This is a genomic window from Bradyrhizobium sp. MI1.7, from assembly GCF_055811795.1.
Map to the genome: position 1 here is coordinate 73,288 of NZ_JBVVPO010000037.1, position 16,772 is coordinate 90,059.

General features: G+C 61.0%; 12 protein-coding genes and 2 pseudogenes. 11 read left to right on the forward strand and 3 right to left on the reverse strand.

Annotated features, from left to right (window positions below; translation table 11 throughout):
- The first annotated feature begins 61 nt into the window (after positions 1–61).
- From AC0L3X_RS28665 to AC0L3X_RS28695, 7 genes and pseudogenes are all read left to right on the forward strand, one after another.
- Positions 62–1,612 carry a hypothetical protein gene (locus AC0L3X_RS28665; RefSeq protein WP_439033993.1) on the forward strand — a complete coding sequence of 517 codons (1,551 nt, stop codon included), beginning with the start codon at positions 62–64 and terminating at the stop codon, positions 1,610–1,612.
- Entirely contained in the window at positions 1,609–2,511 is a 903-nt protein-coding gene (locus AC0L3X_RS28670) for a terpene synthase family protein (protein WP_439033994.1), read from the forward strand. The genes AC0L3X_RS28665 and AC0L3X_RS28670 overlap by 4 nt, the downstream gene beginning before the upstream one ends.
- Before the next feature lie 85 nt (positions 2,512–2,596).
- Positions 2,597–3,646 carry a type 2 isopentenyl-diphosphate Delta-isomerase gene (gene fni, locus AC0L3X_RS28675; RefSeq protein WP_439033995.1) on the forward strand — a complete coding sequence of 350 codons (1,050 nt, stop codon included), beginning with the start codon at positions 2,597–2,599 and terminating at the stop codon, positions 3,644–3,646.
- Positions 3,647–3,743: 97 nt separating this feature from the next.
- Positions 3,744–4,047, forward strand: a pseudogene (locus AC0L3X_RS28680) (transposase); the annotation flags it as partial.
- Positions 4,048–5,467: 1,420 nt separating this feature from the next.
- Entirely contained in the window at positions 5,468–6,043 is a 576-nt protein-coding gene (locus AC0L3X_RS28685; RefSeq protein ID WP_231144018.1) for a M12 family metallopeptidase, read from the forward strand.
- Between the two features lie 20 nt (positions 6,044–6,063).
- Positions 6,064–7,218 carry a S1 family peptidase gene (locus AC0L3X_RS28690; protein ID WP_439033996.1) on the forward strand — a complete coding sequence of 385 codons (1,155 nt, stop codon included), beginning with the start codon at positions 6,064–6,066 and terminating at the stop codon, positions 7,216–7,218.
- Between the two features lie 11 nt (positions 7,219–7,229).
- Entirely contained in the window at positions 7,230–8,576 is a 1,347-nt protein-coding gene (locus AC0L3X_RS28695) for an alpha/beta hydrolase (RefSeq protein WP_439033997.1), read from the forward strand.
- Between the two features lie 638 nt (positions 8,577–9,214).
- On the opposite strand, the gene AC0L3X_RS28700 is transcribed toward AC0L3X_RS28695, so the two are convergent.
- Positions 9,215–10,042 (reverse strand): ImmA/IrrE family metallo-endopeptidase, encoded by an 828-nt coding sequence (locus AC0L3X_RS28700; RefSeq protein WP_439035708.1) that lies wholly within the window; start codon positions 10,040–10,042, stop codon positions 9,215–9,217.
- Positions 10,043–10,109: 67 nt separating this feature from the next.
- Positions 10,110–10,463: a helix-turn-helix domain-containing protein gene (locus AC0L3X_RS28705; protein ID WP_231144022.1), complete on the reverse strand. Its 354-nt coding sequence runs from the start codon at positions 10,461–10,463 to the stop codon at positions 10,110–10,112.
- 117 nt (positions 10,464–10,580) lie between these two features.
- Here AC0L3X_RS28705 and AC0L3X_RS28710 point away from each other — a divergent pair, with 117 nt between their 5' ends.
- Together AC0L3X_RS28710 and AC0L3X_RS28715 are read left to right on the forward strand one after the other, a co-directional pair.
- Positions 10,581–11,402: an E2/UBC family protein gene (locus AC0L3X_RS28710; protein ID WP_231144023.1), complete on the forward strand. Its 822-nt coding sequence runs from the start codon at positions 10,581–10,583 to the stop codon at positions 11,400–11,402.
- Between the two features lie 23 nt (positions 11,403–11,425).
- Complete coding sequence (locus tag AC0L3X_RS28715; protein WP_439033998.1) at positions 11,426–12,886, forward strand: ThiF family adenylyltransferase; 1,461 nt, start codon at positions 11,426–11,428, stop codon at positions 12,884–12,886.
- Positions 12,887–13,063: 177 nt separating this feature from the next.
- On the opposite strand, the pseudogene AC0L3X_RS28720 reads toward AC0L3X_RS28715, so the two are convergent.
- Positions 13,064–13,593, reverse strand: a pseudogene (locus AC0L3X_RS28720) (ATP-dependent DNA ligase); the annotation flags it as partial.
- A 103-nt stretch (positions 13,594–13,696) separates the two neighbouring features.
- On the opposite strand from AC0L3X_RS28720, the gene AC0L3X_RS28725 reads away from it, so the two are divergent.
- Together AC0L3X_RS28725 and AC0L3X_RS28730 are read left to right on the forward strand one after the other, a co-directional pair.
- The gene (locus AC0L3X_RS28725) at positions 13,697–13,879 is read left to right on the forward strand and encodes a DUF3606 domain-containing protein (protein ID WP_439033999.1); all 183 of its coding nucleotides are present in this window, start codon (positions 13,697–13,699) and stop codon (positions 13,877–13,879) included.
- A 1,232-nt stretch (positions 13,880–15,111) separates the two neighbouring features.
- Positions 15,112–16,772, forward strand: a 1,661-nt coding sequence (locus AC0L3X_RS28730) for a MazG nucleotide pyrophosphohydrolase domain-containing protein (protein WP_473317031.1), incomplete at its 3' end; no start/stop codon positions are given.

A 16,772-nucleotide genomic window follows, 5' to 3' on the forward strand; every position in this document is an offset into this window, starting at 1 on the left:
CCGTGCGCGGCGTTTGCTCGATCCTGGTTCTCGTCAACCGTCTGCAGAAGGAACATCCCGCGTGAACGCGCTGTCCGAACAGATCCTTTTCGAATTGCGCCACCTGCTGAGCGAGATGAGCGACGGCGGCAGCGTCGGTCCGTCCGTCTACGACACGGCGCGAGCTCTGCAGTTCCACGGCAACGTCACCGGTCGGCAGGACGCATACGCGTGGCTCATCGCGCAGCAACAGGCCGATGGCGGATGGGGAAGCGCAGACTTCCCGCTGTTCCGCCATGCGCCCACGTGGGCGGCGTTGCTGGCATTGCACCGTGCCGATCCTCTTCCCGGCGCTGCCGACGCAGTCCAGGCTGCAACCCGGTTCCTCGAGCGCCAGCCCGATCCCTACGCGCATGCGGTGCCGGAAGACGCGCCGATCGGCGCGGAGCTGATCCTGCCGCAGCTTTGCGGCGAGGCCGCATCCTTGCTGGGCGGCGTGGCGTTTCCGCGCCACCCGGCGCTGTTGCCGTTGCGGCAAGCGCGCCTGGTCAAGCTGCGGGCGGTGGCGAAATTGCCGAGCGGCCATCCGTTGCTGCACTCCTGGGAAGCCTGGGGGACGTCGCCGACCACCGCATGCCCGGATCACGACGGCAGCATCGGCATCAGTCCGGCGGCCACCGCCGCGTGGCGTGCGCACGCCGTGACACAGGGGAGCACACCGCAAGTCGGGCGCGCCGACGCGTATCTGCAGGCGGCGTCGCGGGCGACGCGCAGCGGCATCGAAGGTATCGTTCCCAACGTCTGGCCGATCAATGTGTTCGAGCCATGCTGGTCGCTGTACACCCTGCATCTGGCCGGGCTGTTCGCGCATCCCGCGCTCGAAGAGGCGGTGCGCGTGATCGCCGCGCAGCTCGACGCCCGCCTGGGCGTGCGCGGTTTGGGCCCGGCCTTGCACTTCGCGGCCGATGCGGACGACACCGCCGTTGCGTTGTGCGTCCTGCGCCTTGCAGGCCGCGACGCGGCGGTCGATGCATTGCGCCATTTCGAAATCGGCGAGCTGTTCGTCACCTTCCCTGGCGAGCGCAATGCCTCGGTGTCGACCAACATCCATGCCCTGCATGCGTTGCGACTGTTGGGAAAGCCCGCCGCCGGCACCAGCGCCTACGTCGAGGCCAATCGCAACCCGCACGGTCTATGGGACAACGAAAAATGGCACGTTTCGTGGCTGTATCCCACCGCGCATGCGGTCGCTGCGCTGGCGCAAGGCAAGCCCCAGTGGCGCGACGAGCGCGCGCTGGCGGCGCTGCTGCAGGCGCAGCGCGACGACGGCGGCTGGGGTGCCGGTCGCGCGTCCACATTCGAGGAAACCGCCTATGCGCTGTTCGCGTTGCACGTGATGGACAGGAGCGAAGAGCCGACAGGGCGCCGGCGCATCGCCCAGGCGGTGGCGCGTGCGCTGGAGTGGATGCTGGCCCGCCATGCGGCGCATGCACTGCCGCGGACGCCGCTGTGGATCGGCAAGGAACTGTATTGCCCCACCCGGGTCGTGCGCTTGGCCGAACTCGCCGGGTTGTGGCTGGCGCTTCGTTGGGGGCGGCGCGTCCTGGCCGAAGGAGCAGGAGCGGCGCCATGATCCAGACCGAACGCGCGCTACAGCAGGTGCTGGAGTGGGGGCGTTCCCTGACCGGGTTCGCCGACGAGCATGCCGTGGAAGCGGTCAGGGGCGGCCAGTACATCCTGCAGCGCATCCACCCGAGCCTGCGCGACACCAGCGTCCGCACCGGCCGCGATCCGCAGGACGAAACGCTGATCGTGGCGTTCTATCGCGAACTGGCGCTGCTGTTCTGGCTCGACGATTGCAACGACCTCGGCCTGATCGCGCCGGAGCAGCTCGCCGCGGTGGAGCAGGCGCTGGGGCAGGGCGTGCCGTGCGCGCTCCCCGGATTCGAGGGCTGCGCTGTGCTGCGCGCTTCGCTGGCCGCGCTCGCCTACGATCGTCGCGACTATGCTCAGCTTCTCGAGGATACCCGGTGCTACTGCGCGGCGCTGCGCGCCGGACGCGCGCAGGCGGGAGGGGCGGAACGCTGGTCCTACGCCGAGTACCTGCACAACGGCATCGATTCGATCGCCTACGCGAACGTGTTCTGTTGCCTGTCGTTGCTGTGGGGGCTGGACATGGCGACCTTGCGCGCGCGTCCGGCGTTTCGCCAGGTCCTGCGGCTCATCTCCGCGATAGGGCGCCTGCAGAACGATCTGCATGGACGCGACAAGGACAGGTCGGCCGGCGAGGCCGACAACGCGGCGATCCTGCTGCTGCAGCGCTATCCGGCTATGCCTGTGGTGGAATTCCTCAACGACGAGCTGGCCGGCCATACGCGCATGCTGCACCGGGTGATGGCGGAAGAACGCTTTCCCGCGCCGTGGGGACCGTTGATCGAGGCCATGGCGGCTATCAGCGCGCAGTACTACCGGACCTCGACCAGCCGCTACCGCAGCGACGCTGCGGGGGGAGGCCAGCGTGCGCCGGCCTGAACGCGCGGGAGGCGGCGGCGTGCGCGCGCTGCCGTCGGTCCGATCCGACGCAACGCCGTCGCACGATGCGACGGATGGAGCGAGCATGAGCGATACCGCCCTGCGCCGGCGCAAGGATGACCATCTGGACATCGTGCTGGATCGGCGAACGGCGCCGGTCACGGTCGCCGCCGGCTGGGAGTACATCCGGTTCGAACACTGCGCATTGCCCGAGTTGGACCTGACGCAGATCGAGCTGCGCGCCTCGCTGCTGGGCAAGACCATGCGCGCGCCGTTGCTGATCAGCTCCATGACCGGCGGCATGCCACGCGCCGAGGCCATCAACCGGCATCTGAGCGAGGCAGCGCAAGCCTTGGGGATCGCCATGTGCGTCGGTTCGCAGCGCGTGAGCCTGCAATCCCGGAACTGCCAGGGGCTGACGCGCGCGCTGCGCCGCCTCGCCCCAGACATTCCCTTGCTGGCCAATATCGGCGCCGCGCAACTGCGCGAGGCCGACGGCCTGGACCTGGCGCACCGGGCGGTGGATGCGCTGGAGGCCGATGGACTCATCGTCCATCTCAATCCGCTGCAGGAAGCGGTACAGCCGGAGGGCGACCGCGATTGGCGCGGCGTTCTGGCGCAGATCGCTCGCGCCGCGCGCAGCGTGGGCGTGCCGATCGTGGCCAAGGAAGTGGGGTCGGGCCTCTCCGCCTCGGTGGCCTGTGCGCTCGTCGAGGCGGGCGTGGCGGTGATCGATGTCGCCGGCGCCGGCGGCACCAGTTGGGCCGCGGTGGAGGGCGAGCGCGCCCGCGATGCCGCCGACCGTGCAGTGGCGATGGCGTTTGCCGATTGGGGGATTCCGACCCCGGCCAGCGTGCAGGCGGTACGTCGGGCGCTGCCAACGGTGAAGCTGATCGCGTCGGGCGGGATCCGCGACGGGGTCGACGTGGCCAAGGCCATCCGCCTGGGCGCGGACATCGCCGGGCAGGCGGCCGGCGTGCTGCGCGCGGCGACGGTGTCCACCGAGGCGGTTGTCGCGCATTTCGAGATCGTCATCCGCCAGTTGGCCGTCGCCTGCTTCTGCACCGGCTCTGCTGATCTGGAGGCATTGCGTCAGGCGCGCTTGTTGCCCTCTGCGCATCTGCCGGCCGGTTGATGCGGGCGTCGCCCGCACGTGGCGGCGGGCGCCTAGCAGGCTGCTGAAATACCTACGCCAAAGATACACTACTGATTCACCTTGGCGAGGCGGTTCGATGCCTGGGAGCGATGTGTTCATGGAGCAGCTGTTCACGATGAAGCGGTTGGAGGATTTCGTTCCAGCCGATCATCCACTGCGCCCGATCCGGCTGATGGTCGATGAAGCGCTGGTGCGGCTAGACGGCTTGTTTTCCGGCATGTACGCCTGCGGTGCAAAGGCGGTCGCCCCAGCATTGCGCTGGAGAAACTGCTGCGGGCCATGTTGTTGCAGGTGTTCTACAGCGTCCGTTCGAACGGCCATTGATGGAGCAGGTGCGGTACAACCTGCTGTACCGCTGGCTCATCGGTCTGTGCGCCGACTATTTTGCAATCGGCTCGACGAGTTGCTCACACTTCATCGGCCGGTGCCGAGCCGCCACCACCGACCCGCTTTCGCAGAAGTGTACGGCCGCAGTGAAAATCTGCGCAAAACCGAGCGGGGACAACGAAAAGCTGCATTGTTGTCACGATGCTATTGACGAACCCATACGGACTGTTTTTCAATGTGGACGGGAGATCCGCGGGTGCTCAGGCACGCGGACGGGGGGCGTTCATATGTGGATATTCAGCCGAGCCGCGGCTGGCATTGGCATTTGCCTTGCCATGGGCGGGTGCACCAGCCTGTATCATATTCATGACCCGCAGACAGGCGTGATCACGGCGGGTGAGCTGCCGTACTTTCTGAAATCGATCAGGTGTGAGGTCGTGACTTTCTACCAGATCGAACGCGAGAGGCGAAAGGAATACCTGAAGATCTACAAGAGGCGCCCTGAAGAGGCGTTCGATAGGTATGCTCATTTTGACATCGACCCGTTCCTGTACGGCACGTTCTTCCTGGAGTTGAAGGTGACCGATACGGGCGGGCTCGGATCCGGTACAGCATTCGATTACAAACGGGTTGTGAGCGCGACCAGTAATGAGGTGACCCATGTGGGCCCCACTGCTTCAGCCCAGGATACCTATGACCTGATCTGGTCATTTCTGATGAAGCAGAACGCCCAGCTTGCGTCCGATACGACGCCGGCGTCGGCGGATCCAGCAATGTATGAGCGTGGCTGCTATCGAGGAACGCCTGCGGACCTGATCGAGCTCGAGGGACTCGCCGAGGATAAGTATCCGGACCGCGCCGCCTACAAGCGCATCATTGTCGATGCATCCAAGCCACTCGCAGCTTGGTTACGGGACAACGCGATCCTCATAGCCGCCAACAATCTCACGCCGGCCATGCCTTCGGAGAGCGCGGAGCCAGCGCAAATGACGTACACGTTTTCAGTCCAGGTTACTGGCGGCGTCGAGGCAAAATACTCTCTCACTTCGTCGCGCTGGACGCCTGCTGCAGTCCAGGCGTCGGCCTCCGCTCAGCAGTTCAGTAATCTCGGAATCTACATCAACGGTCCGAATGCCGTTCTTGCGAACGCGGCCAAATCCGGGTCCGCCGGCTATGCGGCCAAGACGCCGCCGCTTGGATCAAAGGACAATCCAATTTACACCGCACCTTCGCCGGGAGGAGAAAAGTCGCAGGAATTCCCCGGAGGAGCCGGATCCACCGGGCGCCGTACGGGCGGTGGGCCTCGGACAAATGGTTTCATTGTGGCGCCGGTGCCTGTGTTCCCGCCGACCCCAACACCGACGCAGTAGGAAAATGTTTCGCCTGTGGCTGCCCAGACTCGTTCTGTTGCTCGTCCTCTTGTTCTGCTGGGAGGCGAACGCTCAGCCTGCGCTTCCTTCGGGAGTCTCCGAAATGGAGCTGTACGGCACGGTCATTCGCGGCTCGAAATGGGACATCAAAGAGATACCGGTCTGCTGGGAAAACCTGCAGCCGAAAGATCAAAACTATGCCGATCTGGTTCGAAAAGCGGTTGCGGACACGTGGGAGAGTGCGGCGCAAGGTGGCGTGTGGTTTGCGAAGACTTGGCCGTCCTGCACGGGCGGCGCGCCAGGTGTGCACGTGCGGGTCGCTGATGAAGGCGCCCACACCGACGTCGTCGGCAAGTATCTCGACGGCAAGCCATCGGGCATGACTCTCAATTTCAGTTTCGATCATTGGAGCAAAGGCTGTCGACATAGACGCGAGTTCTGCATTCGTGCGGTTGCAGTCCACGAGTTCGGACATGCTCTTGGTTTCACGCATGAACAGAACCGCGACGATGCGCCGGAGCAGTGCCGGAACGAGAAAGCTTCTGGCTCGGTCGGCGATTACAAAGTCACCAAGTACGACCCCAATTCCATAATGAACTATTGTAATCCAGCATGGAACGGAAACGGACAGCTCAGCCCTCTCGATATCGCCGCTGTCAGGACATTCTATCCGTCCTGACACTCGGTCTTTTGGTATCCATGAGCGCTCCCGCGCAGGCGGATCGCGCGGCAGTGCAAATCGCTGCGCGTTACAACGTCAGGACGGTTCATGTCCAGTTCGTTGGCGTGATGTACAACGACAAGCAGGAAGTCGGCGGCGGCTCCGGGCTGCTCATCGGCGACAGCCTCGTGCTGACCAACAGCCATGTGATCGGACGCGAGGAGAACTATAAGAGCTTCGAAGTCAATGCCCGTCTCGGGTCACGCAATGCGAACCCGATCAAGGTCACTGCGGTTCATCGCGACGATGCCAGAGACTTGGCTCTTCTCGAGCTGTCGCAGCCCGCCGGAAACAGCGGAGGCGCCTCTCGTTGTCCAATGCCCGTGATCGATGACAACCAGCAGGCCCCGATGGGGACTCAGCTTTATCTGCTCGGTTATCCACTCGATCTGGATCTGAGCATATCGAGCGGTCTGATAAGCAACCAGACTAGCCCCAATGGTCGCTGGCAAACCGACACGGTCATGAATGTCGGCAACAGCGGTGGCCCCGCATTCAACGAGTTCGGCGCTCTGCTAGGGATCGCAGTTGGCGGCATCGTCAAGTGGAACGAGGCGGATGTTTCTGGCGTCAACTTCATCATTCCCGCCACTGTGATTACTGCAAGCCCCCTGTACAGCATGATCGCGGCCATTCCGCAGCCGTCTGTTTGCTGGACCAAGTGGGTCGAGACAACGATCTCGTTTGAGAACTGGAGCAGGCTGAATTCCACGCATGTGCAGACGCAAGCCAATGCCGGCGTGAAGATCCCCGAAATCCTCGCCGAAGCGATCCATACGCTTCTGCCCGAAGACCGTCGGCTCATCGTGAACGTCCCGGTGTCGCAGCTCGTCGAGCCGAAGCTGATCGAGCGGTCGTATACGGTGGACAAAACCAAGGACGATCACCCGGTCGTATTTGCGGAGCATTCGGCGGACTATGCCGATACTTTCCCTGCTGAGCCCGGCTACCGCATCACGGGGTGCACGTGGCACGTTGAGACCGCCAATGGCGCCAGCAATATCGGTTGCGCAATCAACGGCGGTGGGGCGGAGGTTCGCTTCACCTACAAGCTCACCAGCGGACCTGCTGTCGACAGGTATCGCGGATGGCTGGGCGCTACGGTCAACGTTTCCCAAATCCTTGCGAAGTAGGTAGCTGATCGATGGTCATGCTCGTCTTGCCAATTCGAGGTTCGAACCGGTTGCATCGGCTCGGCCACGCCTTCCAGCAGCTTCGAACAGTGCTCATTGTCTTGTTTTGCGCGCTCGCGACCGGTTGCGCCCACCAGGAGCCGGCCTCGCAGCAGGCCAAGCGGCAAATACAGAAGGCGCCCCAGAAACATGAGAGCGCGTTCAAGAAATACGGCTATCGCTATGGCCCAGGGTACTACCATCATGTCCGGCATTATCATGCCTATCGGCCGTGGCGACGGACAACCGGTGAGGCGAGCGAGGAGGCGCCTCCCGAAAAAAGCAGCACCGGAGCCGAGGTGGTGGTCAACAAATCTGTGATTAAGGGATTGGTACCCGTCTACTTCGCCACCAATCGCGTGGTGACGGGTGGATCCGGTCTGGAATTGAGCCAAATCTCCTATGGTCGTGCGGCCAGCAACACATTTGGCTACGTGACGGTTAGCATTCCCATCGTTCGCAAGATGGGAGAAGTGGAAACGCCGAGTACAAGCTTCTTCGGGATGCGCAAGGAGGCGGAGGACGACGGAAAGCATTTCCGAATCCAGAAGCTCGATCGTCTTTCCCGCGAGGAGTTTGCTTCCGCTATCGCAAATCGGGCCGACAGCCTGATGCTCTTTGTGCACGGCTACAACGTTGCCTTTTCCGACGCAGCCTTCAAGGCGGCTCAAATTGCCTTCGACGCGAACTACAAAGGCCGCGTCATGATGTACTCATGGCCGTCCAAGGGCGGAGTGAAGGACTATGACTACGATCGGGAGAGTGCTTTGTACGCTCCGGATGGGTTGTTCGATCTCCTCCAGCTCATCAAAAAGGCCGGCAAAGTCTCACGGATTATCGTGATCGCGCATAGTCTGGGCAGCGAGGTCGTTTTAGGCGCCTTGCAGCAAGCCGCGCTGAGCCAGACGACGCTCGGGATTACTGAATTGATTTTTGCGGCCCCGGACGTGGATCGGGACGTTTATCTACAGCGCGCGAGCCAGATCAAGGCAGCGGCGGGCGCCGTGACGCTATACGCGTCCTCGACGGATCTCGCGTTGCTCGCCTCCATGAAGAAAGCGCAATCCGCATCGCGAATGGGGTTCGTAACCAAGAGCGGGCCAACTCTCGTGCCCGGTATCGAAACGGTCGACGTTTCTGCTGTGGGAAGCGAAATGTTTGCTCTAAATCACAGTACGTACTCAACCAGCCGTGCGGTTCTCGATGACATAGGCCGGATCATCTCGTCTTCGACGCATCTTAAACCCCCGCAGCGGACCCCGACCTTGCGATCGATGCCCGATGATTCGAATACGACTTATTGGATGTATCCCTATTAAGACATCGCTCTTCGGCTGTTTGGAGAGATGCGGGCGGCCACAGAACTGGCAGATGTGGGCGCGTTCAGCGCGAAAAGCGCGCCCGACTCGAAAAGTCTTTGATTGCAGGTGGGAGGGGTCTCTAATTCAGCGGGTCCCAGGCTCAAGGGCCTGGTGCGCCCACCAAAACGAAAGGGCGGCAGTTACTGGCAGCGCGCCATTGGCTCGGGTCACGCTGGGTTACAAACGGTCGGCGATCGCTGTTGAAGCAACAAGTGTTGTCCCGCCCTCAAGGGCCTGTTTCTGCTCTGCGTTGTCGCCGCAGAACTCGCAAAGAGCGCAATGCTCCGTACATTCGAACCCTGCGCCTTCACCTGATGCCGTTCTTTGGCGACATGGGTCTGTCCGAGATCACACCGGGCAAGGCGGAGGAATACAGGGTTCACCGGCTCTCGATGTCGAAAACGGGGAAGGCTCCGGCCCGAAGCACTATTCCCGATGAAATTGTGACATTGCGGAAGTGCTTAAGACCGCCATTCGGCACGAATGCCCGCGCACTTTCTGACGCGTTGTGTGCACGTCGTCATTCTCTCCCTCTCAGCTCAGATTGTGCACTCAGCGAGTTAGCTCCGACGCGATCCGAAAGACAGACCGCGGCGTTACCGCCGGAATTTAGGGGTCCAGCTTTCCACGAGTTCAGCCTCGCCGTCTTCGTCGGATTCGTCGCCGTTTGCCTGCGCTGTTAGGGTCTCGCAAGTCAGAACGGTCAGAGTGCGACCGTACTGTCCAAGCCCGACGACTTCCTCGGTAATGCGATAGACCCGCTCTCCCCCCATCCAGTCGTTCAGACGTCCGTCACCGGAGTCCTTTTTGCCGAGTCTAACATTTTCAGCCTGCGCGTTAAAACTCTCGGTAGCCGTTCCGCTCGGGACTGGCGTACCTTTGCGAATCCATTCCAGCTTCTTAGCTTCCTTCAGCCCTTCGGACATGAAGCACCAGTCGATGGAAGGTCCCGTGCTAAGAATCACGGCGACCGCGTCACGCGTAAGGCCTGCGTACCTGATAGCCGTCGCAGTAAGCGACGTTTCGCAGTCCCTGGCGAGCGTCTCGATGGCGGTGAGACCAGGATCATTCCGGTTGGCCTCCTTGCGGAACGGCACCTCGGGCATCAACAGAGCGGCGGCAAAATAATCGGCTTCCATCTCGAACGGATCGTTCGACGTGAAGTGCGCATGGGAATAGTGCGGGCCATGCGCGAGCAGCGCATTGGCATGACCCTCGATGCAATAGTGCCCAAGCTCGTGGGCGACGCAGAATTTTTGAAACCCTTTGCTGGACACGTGCGTCGCGTACAGGATGCCGAAGTTATCGCCAGCCTTCACCAACATGCCGGATACGCCTTGAACGGTACTCGGCTTAGCCTCGACCGCGATGCCCTTGCGGGTGGCGATCTCGATTGGATCCACCCGCAAGCCTTCAATTTTCATTTCGCCCAAGAGACAACGCTTGCGGCACCTTCCGCGATCATCTTTCGGGCCATGCGGGGCTTGGCGCTCAAGAGCGGCCTTTCTTGTCTGCATTGGCCCGGCTCAGGAGCATACCGACAAAATCCTCGGCTAGCTTCATGTCGTCGTGGCTCAGGTTGTGGATGTCACGGTGAAGGCGCCCAACAGTGCCCGATGCTTCGGGCGTATCCGCACGGCCCAAGAGGTAGTCGGTAGTGACGTCCAGGGCGGCGGAGAGCCGTTTGAGGTTTTCAAAGGAGGGTTTCCTGGCGCCCGACTCAAAATGCGAAACCGAACTCGGTGGAAGATCCGCCCTTGCAGCCAGCTGGCTTTGGCTCAATCCTCGCAGTTCTCGCGCCGCTTTCAGTCTTTCCCTAAAGATATCAGTAGCTTCCGCATTCATGGCGAATTCGACATTCCTCTATTGACGGTTTCGCCATTTCAGGGCATCATGGCGATATCGTCAATCATGCCATGGCGGAAGCGCATGGCGCAAGCACAATCGAAAGGAACCACAGCCATGGAAAATGTGAACGGCGACGAGGGCCGCGAGGTCAGCGGCCACGATGAAGCGGAGGCTCTGCACGACATTGAGAAGGCCAAGGCCGACATCGAGAAGGCCAAGGAGGAGATCGGCCAGGGCATGAAGGACCTGGACGCGGCCGAGAAAGAACTCGATGCGGCCGAGGAAGAACTTGAGGAAGCCCACCGCCATCCGAAAATCATCCATTTCTCGGTGGACGGCGAGAATTACGAGACCGAACAGCGCAAGTGGACGCCGAACGCGATCATCAAGGACTTCTCCGGCCTGGATATCGCAACACACTACCTCATCGAAACCGATCCCCATCATCAGGCCAGTTTTCAGGGCAAGGGCGACGTTCCCTTCGAATTGCATGATGGTGCGAGCTTTCAGGTCATCTCGGTCGGTCCTGCTCCGGTCTCCGACGGGACCGCGAGAAGTGGCGTGCCTTTCTTCATGGCGGGTCTGAAATCGCTCGGGTTCAATCCCGCGATTGCCCCCGGCAAGACTGAGCATGTTTACTTCGATTACGAAATTCCGACGGGCAAATTCGCCGGACGGCAGATCAAGCTGGGTCTAGTCGTACCCGGAGACTTCCCGATGACATCGCCCGGGGGAATCCACGTGTCGCCCAGGTTTTATCCCAATCAAGGCGGAGGCGCACACCCGACCGGTGGCATTCATGACAGCGCGGACTTTCAGCAAGCGGTGGGTGGTGAATGGCACTACTGGTCTCGCCCCTACACGAACTGGGGCGCCGCGAAGAAGGCGGTCGCCACCTACATGAGCCACGTCTGGAAATTGTGGGACACGCAATGACAAGGGCCGTCCGAAGTGCGGCCATGTCCGAGGCGGTCGACGCGCTAGCGCGACGTCACCTGTTACGCGCCGACCGCCAGGAAGATCTTTGCTTCGCGCTCTGGCATCCAAGCACGGGGCAGACGCGGGCGACCGCAGTGGTTGAACTGCTGATCTTGCCGCGAGAGGGTGAGCGGAACGTACATGGGAATGCCAGCTTCGAATCCCACTATTTCACCCGAGCCCTTTCGGAAGCCGCGCAGGCAGGCGCGGGCCTAGCCCTCATGCACAGCCACCCCGGTGGCATGGCATGGCAAGGCATGAGTCCGGACGACATCAATACCGAGCAAGGTCACGCAGCGGCCGCCTATGGCGCCACAAGACTTCCGTTTGTCGGCTTGACCATGGCTGGCGATGGGGCCTGGAGCGCCAGATTCTGGGAGCGCACGGCACCACGCCAGTACGCGAGGCGGGACTGCGCCACCGTTCGCGTGGTTGGAGAAAGGCTTCGAACCACATTCATGGAAGCGCTCGCGCCGGTCCCGCATGGGACAGAAGCGCAGATTCGAACGATTTCCGCCTGGGGGAAGAAGAAGCAAGCCGACCTCGCGAGGCTTCGGGTGGGCATCATCGGAGCAGGCAGTGTTGGCGCCTTCATCGCTGAGGGCATGGCACGTACTGGGATTGAAGACATCACGGTGATCGATTTCGACAGGATCGAAATCAAAAATCTGGACCGCCTCCTGTACGCGAAGCGGGGCAACGTCGGGGCGCTGAAAGCAACGGCATTGGCTGACCACTTAGGAGAATGCGCGACCGGGGCGAGATTCGACGCCCTTCCGGTGGTGGCCGCCGTCTACGAGGAAGTCGGCTTCTGTGCCGCGCTGGATTGCGACGTTCTGTTTTCCTGCGTTGATCGCCCTTGGGGAAGACATGTCCTCAATTTGATTGCCTATGCCCACCTGATTCCTGTCATTGATGGTGGCATTTCCGTTCGCACGAACCGCCATGAGGTGTTGGCTGCGGCTGACTGGCGCGCTCATACAGTCACTGTGGGGCATCAATGTATGCAATGCATGGGGCAGTACGATGCTGGGCTTGTTCAGCTGGAACGCGAGGGGTACCTGGACGACCCGACCTACATCCAAGGCTTGGAGAAGGGCCATCCGTTAAAAGCTCGCGAGAACGTTTTTGCGTTTTCGATGGCCTGCGCGAGTCTTCAGACGCTCCAAATGCTGGCGATGGTCCTCGATCCTCTTGGCCGATCGAATCCCGGTAAGCAGCTCTATCATTTCGTCGGCAGCTTTATGGAGCCGAGCGAACATGGGAAATGCAGCCCCGAATGTCTGTCTTCTGATATCGCCGCACGGGGGGATCACTGTGGGTTTGAGGTGACTGGCGCTCCTCCAGCGAACAGAGATCCTGTCGTCAAGAAATTGCCCACCGAGACGCCGAGCCTGTTCCAGCGAATCTCTCGCGCACTCAAGCACCTTTTCATCGGCTGACGGGTAACGAAGGATCGATGCATGCGTTTCGACCTTGCAACAGGTGCGGACACGTTCGACATCCGCGACGACTGATGGCGCTTCGCCGACATCGCGCGATTCCAGCCTAGCCCCGGCGGCCACGACGCATTCCGGCTCCGCGACGACAATGACGTAGAGGTAGTGCTTAGGACCGTCTCGCACCTTCGAGACGACACATTCTACACCGAGTTTGCAGGCGTGCGCGAACATCTCGCGGTCCTCGATCTGGAGGCTTTCGCTGAACTGGACGTCGGTACCATCGACGATCTTCCTCAGCTCGGCTTTCCTCTGGATCAGTGGCAGCTTCCGAGGTCATAGAGCAGATCGAACTCCACCATCACGATCTTGGTCGACTTGCGCTTGAGCTCGTTCTGCAGCACCGAGAAAATCGGCGTGCCGTCGGCGGCGGAAATGACGATCTCGCCGTTGATGACGGCGGAGCGCCTTGATGCGCCCGCCATCGTGGGCAACCTTCTTGAAGCGGTGCGGTCCAGTCGTGTCCCCGCCGAGTAAAGATCTTGGCCACCTCGTTGGTCAGATGCACCTGCACCCGTCCAACTTGATTTCGTGAATCAATCGCCTGCCGGACGGCACCTTCTCGACCGAGGTTGCCAAGGCCGGTCCGATGAAGCTGGGCAACGGCGCCTTCACGCGAACGGCCAGGGCTTTGTACGCTGAAACGCCATTGAAGCGCTCACAGCTGATTCAAACTGACACAGTTCGAATCGTTCCGGAACCCGCGAATCCCCTGCTGCGTTGGTTTGTCATCAAATCCGACGGGGGGAGCCGATGGCGGCAGCGAAGAAGAAGACAGCGCGCGGGCGCAAGCAGGACCGGGCCCGTGTGGCCGGCGGGCAACGTATGAAGTGGTACGAGTCCAAGAACACAGGACGGTCGGCGTCAGCGGTTAAGAAATCTGTCAAGAAGGTCGGCAACAGCCGGAAGCGCGCGGAGAAGCGTCTCGCGCGCTAGTCATCTTTGCTGGTGTCGATTGTTCGGAACGTTGCCTAGACCTCGGGCAGGCATTCGGGGCAGGTGTTGCCAATTGAGTTCAGGACCTCAGTGACCGCGCCGAAAGGCCCTGTGGCCGATCCTGAGCGGGCGATTTCGAACGCCCGCTGGGACGTGCGGGTCTGCGCGATCCCGCATCCGTGCGTGGTACTCACAGTCGCGGATCGCCCCTGCGGCTATCGCCCACCCTCATAAGGTGCGGATCGTCGTCCGCCGCTCCTTGTTCATCAGCATCAAGATCGCCCTCCGCGAACGACGAATCCTTGCGGCCCTCGATTCGTTCCGGCTGCTAACACAGAGCAGGGATTCCAAGTCGTCGGGGCACGTGCTTTTCGACGTCTTCGGCCGGCCTGTGCAAAACCAGCCATGCAGCATCTTGTTTCCTTGTCCGCGTCGCGCATGACGACTTTCAGCGCCTCGTCTAGTCGACGGCGCTACAGCGCCTTTTGCCTCAACCGCTCGACGATGGCATTCGGCCGTGCGGCGTCTCTCTCGCAAACGGATGCGGAGCTCCTCGCCGGGGGCACTCGGAAAAGGGGCTCGCCTGCGGCGATTGCTGTCGCTGCCTCTGTCCCGGGTGCCGCGATTGACCTGGTTTCGCCGCTGCACTCGGACCGGCGTGCCCCTTCGGCGTCGCTATGCTCACGCTCCTGCCGGTGCCATTCTCTGTTGAGACTATGCGCCCGTGGCGCACGCGTGGTCGGGTGAGGGCCCAACCATCAGGCCGGTTGCAGGAGGATAGCCGGTGAGGATGCCGGCGACATTACTCTGATTCGCGTGCTGCCGCCCCCGCAGAGCTCCCGCCCTTCGCATCCGAAATATCCTCCGCACGAAACGAGATCCGAGAGATGCGATGCAGCAAATCTGCTCAAAATGGCCGGCATGTGCCGAAACTCTGCAATCCGCCGGCAATCGGCGAATTGCTGCGCAAGCTCGGAGCGGTTATGCCCATCTTCTTCATCCGCTCGAACGCGGCAGGGTAGCGGGACTACCAGTCGCGAGTCTGATGTAGCCGTTCTCTTTCGTAGTTTGGGCCTGCGTGCCAGAAAACCGCTAAACGAATTGGCAGAAGCAGTGGTTATCGTTTGGCATCACAAACAAGTAGAGTTGACCAAGGCGTACTTACATAGATCAGCCGGCCGACTGAGAGTTTTTACCCGGCAGGGCAAACAAGATTTTACGATGGAGCGGAGATGAACGTTAAGGACTATGACAATTTTGTTCGCACGACGACCCAGTTCGCTCACAAGCCAAAGGAGGAAATGCGCTCCATCGCATTGTACGGCCTGGTCGGCGAAATCGGGTCGCTCGTCGCTGCCATAAAGAAGAAAATCCTCGCCGAAGGAGGCGAAGAGGCGCGCTGGGACCGACCGAATGACGAAATCAAAGAGGAGCTCGGAGATGCGCTCTGGTATTGCTACTCGGTCTCTCAGATTACCAACGACAGCCATTTCGACATCCTCGCCGCTGATATTGCAGCACTACGAACTGAAATCGGCAGCGCAGACGAGCGTGCGCAGAAAATCGCGACCTCTCTAGACCCCGCAAAGCGAGCGGAATTTTTGGAGGCAGCAAAACATTTCCCTCCCGTGGGCGGCTATACATTCGATGCCTACCAGCACCTCGCGTTTCAGACGGCGCGCACTGATGGCCGCGTTCTGCTCGAGGTCTGCTTGGCCGTGCTTTGGCAGCTCGGTGCAGAGCTTTTGCGAGTAACACTGCCCAAGATCGAGATCACACTGAACAAGAATGTAGCCGACCGCCCGTCGAACATCGTGCTTGGGGAAATCACGTGGCATTTGTCGGCGATGGCGAGTTTATACCACATGTCCCTCGATGATGTGGTGGAAGCAAACTGCGCAAAGGTTCGTTTTCGCTCAGAACGAGGCGCGCACACGCCGCTACATGATGAAGGGCGCGATACAAAAGAACAATTCCCACGCTTGTTTGAGGTGGCGTTCGTTCGCGTCGGTCCCCAAAAATCCCGCATGTACTTCGATGGCAGGCCGCTTGGCGATGATCTAACCGACAATTTCTACGATGACGATGGATACAGGTTCCATGATGTTATTCATCTTGCTCTGATTGCCCACCTGGGATGGTCGCCGGTTGTTCGAGGCCTCATGAGACGCAAGCGCGACAGTGGGAACGATCGTGTCGATGAGGTCGAAGACGGCGGCCGGGCCAAGGTGGTCGAGGAGCTTGTTATCAAGGCTATTCATTCCGAGGGCGACAAGCAGGCGAAGGCGGCTGGCCGCTGCGGTATTGGCGCTGCAACGCGACTTTTTCCTGCTCGCAGCCTTATTAACTTTAGGCTGCTGAAAACCTTGCGGATGTACGTTGATGGCCTCGAGGTCGAGAAGAATGCCTTCTGGGAATGGGAAGATGCAGTTTTTGAAGGCTGCGAAATGTTCTACCGCCTTTGCAATGAGAAACAGGGGACCGTCGTCGTTGATCTCACTGCGCGCAAACTAACGTTTTCGCCGACAGTGTCTCCATCGATCCATGGAGCCGCAGTTGGCCTTGGGATGGGATCAGCCAATTCGCAAGCGCCCCTCGGCGAAGAGATACTCAGCGCTGCTGAGTATGATTCGGCGCGTCAAATGGCCCTGGTCTTGGAAACCGTGGCCGCAAAGCGCGCGATTCTCGACTCTCTCGGTTTGGATAAAGAATCGTGCGGGCTCTATTCTGAGCTTGAGGTTCGGCTGGATCGCACAAAGCGTGTCTATATGAAGGCAACCAAAGCTGTCCAGGAAAGAGCCTGGAAGTTGAAGGCTGAGCTATCGCCAAATTTTGGTGACGGCCGGGGCCGGTCAGGCGGCGGCGGTTGTGGGCTGACGGTCGGTCGGCTTTG